The organism is Protofrankia sp. Cas8 (assembly GCF_963555845.1).
In the GTDB taxonomy this organism is placed as follows: domain Bacteria; phylum Actinomycetota; class Actinomycetes; order Frankiales; family Frankiaceae; genus Protofrankia.
Window position 1 is genome coordinate 1 of the sequence record NZ_CAUVXI010000307.1, and the last position, 3960, is coordinate 3960.

Annotated in this window: 2 protein-coding genes; one reads left to right on the forward strand and one right to left on the reverse strand. The window is 69.2% G+C overall.

The annotated features are described in order from the left end of the window. Nucleotides 1-1844, forward strand: a 1844-nt coding sequence (locus U9977_RS25860; RefSeq protein WP_322751893.1) for a hypothetical protein, incomplete at its 5' end; no start/stop codon positions are given. A 28-nt stretch (nucleotides 1845-1872) separates the two neighbouring features. On the opposite strand, the gene U9977_RS25865 is transcribed toward U9977_RS25860, so the two are convergent. After that, nucleotides 1873-3960, reverse strand: a 2088-nt coding sequence (locus U9977_RS25865; RefSeq protein ID WP_322751894.1) for a hypothetical protein, incomplete at its 5' end; no start/stop codon positions are given.

The window sequence follows — 3960 nt, forward strand, 5'->3', positions numbered from 1 at the left end:
TGAGCGGTCTTTCCATGCCGGAGGTTCCGTCGGCCGATCAGCCGTCGGACCAGCCGTCGGATCAGGATCAACCGCCTCGCCCGGCCCTGCGGTTACGCGAGCGGTTGACGGGTTATCTGTCGACCGGGGTGACCGAGGACTTCCAGGCCGGTTGGTCCGCCGGTCAGGGAACGGCCGATCACGGTTTCGTCGACGCGCTCGCGGGCTCCAAGGATCTTCTCGGGCGGTCCGGGCGAACATCGGTCGAGATAGTCCTCACGGCTGACTTCGAGGACGCCGACGCGCTTGTTCATGACCAGGCCACGCCGGGGCGCCCGTCGGGCAGCGTGCGGATCCCGGTGCTGTCCGCAGATCCGCTGACGATTGTCGGCGGCGAAGTCGTGCTGTTCGAACCCGTTGTCACCCAGGTCGAGACCTGGCACGTTCGTTATCGGTTGTCACTGGTCGCAGCTGACGGTGATGGCTACGTTCTCGACGGCTTCAAGGTTCTGCACGACCGCCCTGGTTTCGATGCGTGGTCGGATGCGACAACCCTTTACTTCACCGTGGGATCGGTCACCGCTGGGACACTCGGCGTGGGCATTGCGCGTATCGCGTTCGCGGACTTCGTCCGGAATCTGCGGGCGGTTGAGGTGCTGGGCGTTCCCGCCGGCCGCCGCCGGTCCTATGAACTGGCGGTCGTCAAGCTGCTTGCCGGATACCTGCTGCGGATCTACGGTGGCCCGCTGGACGAGGCCCGCCGATTCCCCGCCGCGCCCAGTCGTCTTGCGGGGCGGCCGTCGCGCCGGCAGCTACGCCTGCCGGTTCCCGAGGTCCGGTGGTGCGGTGCGGGCGGCCGTTGGCATGAGGGAACCGAGGTGGGGATGGACGGCTGGCTGCGGCTCATCCGGTACCAGGGCGGGACCAAGGGGCCGGTCCTGCTGGCCTCCGGATTCGGCATGTCGACGTCGGCGTTTCTGGCGGACACGATCCGCACCAACCTGACCGAGTTCCTCGTCGAGCAGCAGTACGACGTGTGGTTGTTCGACTACCGCGCATCCATCGAGCTGCCCTCCTCAGCGGGTCAGTTCAGCATCGACGTCATCGCCACGCAGGACTGGCCGACCGCTGTCGACGAGGTCCGGCGCGTCACCGCGGCGCCGAGCGTGCAGGCCTACGGGCACTGCGTGGGTTCGGCATCACTGCTGATGGCGCTGGCGGCGGGCAAACTACCCGGGGTCCGCTCGGCGGTCTGCGCGCAGTTCCCGCTGCATCCGGTCACCTCGCCGCTGAACCGGTTCAAGGCCGCGGCGCGCGTCGGGGAGCTACTGGGCGGTGTCGGCCTGAGCCTTGTTCGGCCGGGGCGGTTCACCCCGCCCGCCGTCGCGGTCGACCTGACATTGCGGGCGCTGCCGATGGCCGGTTCCGAACGATGCGGTCAGGCGTTGTGCCGTTGGATCAACGCCATCTACGGCTGCACCCATCGCCACGCGCGACTGAACCAGGCGACCCATGAGGCGCTCAACGACATGTTCGGTGTCGGTAATCTCACCGCGTTACGGCACCTGGCGTTGATGATGCGGGGGAGCAGGGCCGTCGATGACCGTGGCCAGGACGTCTACACCACGAGCGCGGAGTTCCTGCGGCTGCCCATCCGCTTCCTGCAGGGAACGGACAACTACATTTTTCTGCCGGATGGAAGCGCGCGGACCATGCACTGGCTTCGCGAGGCCAACGGCCCCGGCCTGTACAGCCGTAGCCTGCTACCCGGTTACGCCCACCTTGACGCGATCATCGGTCAGGATGCCGACCGTGACGTCTACCCCCTCATTCTGAGCCACCTCGAGCCCACCGCCGCGCTCTGATCACCGGCCGGTGCTGCCCGGCCGGTGATCAGTCGAGGGTCATCCGTGCGGCGATCGTCCGGACCGTTTCGAGTCCAAGATCGGCAGCTGTCGTGAGTGCGGCCGCACGCAGGTCGCGGGCGCGTTCCCGGTCGCCGGGGGCGTTGCGGGAGACCAGAATGCCCGCGTACTCCACCTGCGTCAGTGCGACGAACGGTCGGGCTGACATGGTGTGGTGGCGTTCAAGCGCTGCCTCAAGGTGTGCGCAGGCGGCGTCCCACCGTCCGAGCGTGCCCGCGAGCACACCGAGATGGTGGGCCACCGCACCGAGGAAGCCCGCCAGACCGATGGTGGCGTTGTGACGGACGAAGGGCAGCGCGAGGTCGTAGAGGGCCTGTGCCCAGGCCTGGTCGCCGACCGAGACGGCCGCGCGGGTGAGCGCGACGATCGTCCCCCACCACAGGTAGTTCTCGTCGAGCGCGGCCGGGGCGGTCGGTGAGATGGCGCCGAGGATGTTTCTGACCTCCTCGTCGGCGCCCCGCTCGGCCTCGACCCACGCCTTGAGCGCCGGCCAGATTCGCATCTCCGGCCGCCGGGCGGCGATGTCGTCGATGTGCCCCGCGGTATCGCCCAGGCCACCGCGCAGCCACATCGTGGGAATCGCCTGGCCGATGGCGATCAGTTCGGTCTGGGGATGGCCGATCTGGTGAAGCCGGGCGCGCAGCTCGTCGGAGTCGGCCTGTGCATGCGCGTAACGGCCTTCAAGCGCGGCGACGACAACATCCCACATGGTCGCCATCCGCAGAAACTCGGGATGACGCAGTTCCCGGGCGAGGCCCGCGAGAGTGGCGGCGGTGTCTGTGGCCAGCTCGAAGTCGCCCCGCCGGAAGCGCGCGGTGAGTTTGACCCGCAATCCCTCGAGCAGTAGTTCATGATCACAAAGCTCCTCGCCGAGCCGCAGGATCTCGGCGGCCGCGGCGAGCTGGTCGTCAACGTCGCGCGGGCCGTCCAGGGCCCAGCAACGGTGGTACAGGACGGCGGCGACGGTCGCCCGGTCATCCAACCGACGGGCGATCGTCTCCGCCTCGTCGCAGATGGCCACCCGCTCGGAATAGGGCCGCTCGTAGTGGGCCCAGTGAGCCAGCCGTCCGAGCACCCTGGCGCGCGGGGCGCTGTCAGCGGCACCGAGTCGCTCCAGCGCTTCGGTGAGAAGCGCCCGTGCCTGCGCGTTCGGGCTCACCGCCGCCGGCAGGACCCCGCCGTAGCCGAGCGCTGCGCGGGCGAAAAGCGCAGCCGCATCCGGACCGGCATCCGGACCGGCATCCGGACCGGCCGAGCGGGCGACCGCGGCGGCCCGCTCGAAGCGTGCGTCCCGGGCCCGATACTCCCCGGCCCGGCCGTGGGCATCACCAAGGGTGAGCAAAAGTTCACAAAGCTGCGTCTCGCTGCTTCCTCCGTGCCGGTCCAGGACCTCCAGTGCCCGGCCGTAGTGGAATACGGCGTTGTCGAACGCTGCTTCCTGCAGCGCGCGGTCGCCGGCGAGGCGCGCGTAATAGGTGGTCCGGTCGGTAACAGCCGGGTCCGTGCATTCCCAGTAGTGGTGGGCGAGCTCGGCCGGTGCCGTTCCCGGGCGCTCCGCCAGGATGTCGGCGATCCGCCGGTGCAGCCGTGCGGTACGGGTACGGCCCAGACCGTCGCGCAGCACCCGGCGCACCACCGAATGGGCGAAGACGTAGCGCGCGGGGGCGTCGGAAGCCTCATGTACCAGGCCGGCCTGCCCGGCCTCGTCGAGCAGGTCGAGCAGGTCGAGGTCATCGATCGGTGCCGCGGCGGCCAGGACGTCGATGTCGAATTCGTGGCCGATCACCGACGCGACGGCGAGCGTCGGCTGGCACTGCGGGGACAGCCGGCTCAGGCGCCACCGCACCACATCGCGCACGGTTTCAGGGATTTCTACGGCCCCGGAGCCCGTCCGAGGCCCGGCTTCTGCGGTCAGTGACTGGCCAAAGGCGGTGCGATCATGTTTGTCGCGCACCGCCGGCGGCCCGGGTTCTCCGGAAGGTGACTGGCCAAAGGCGGTGCGATCATGTTTGTCGCGCACCGCCGGCGGCCCGGGTTCTCCGGTAGACGACGCCAA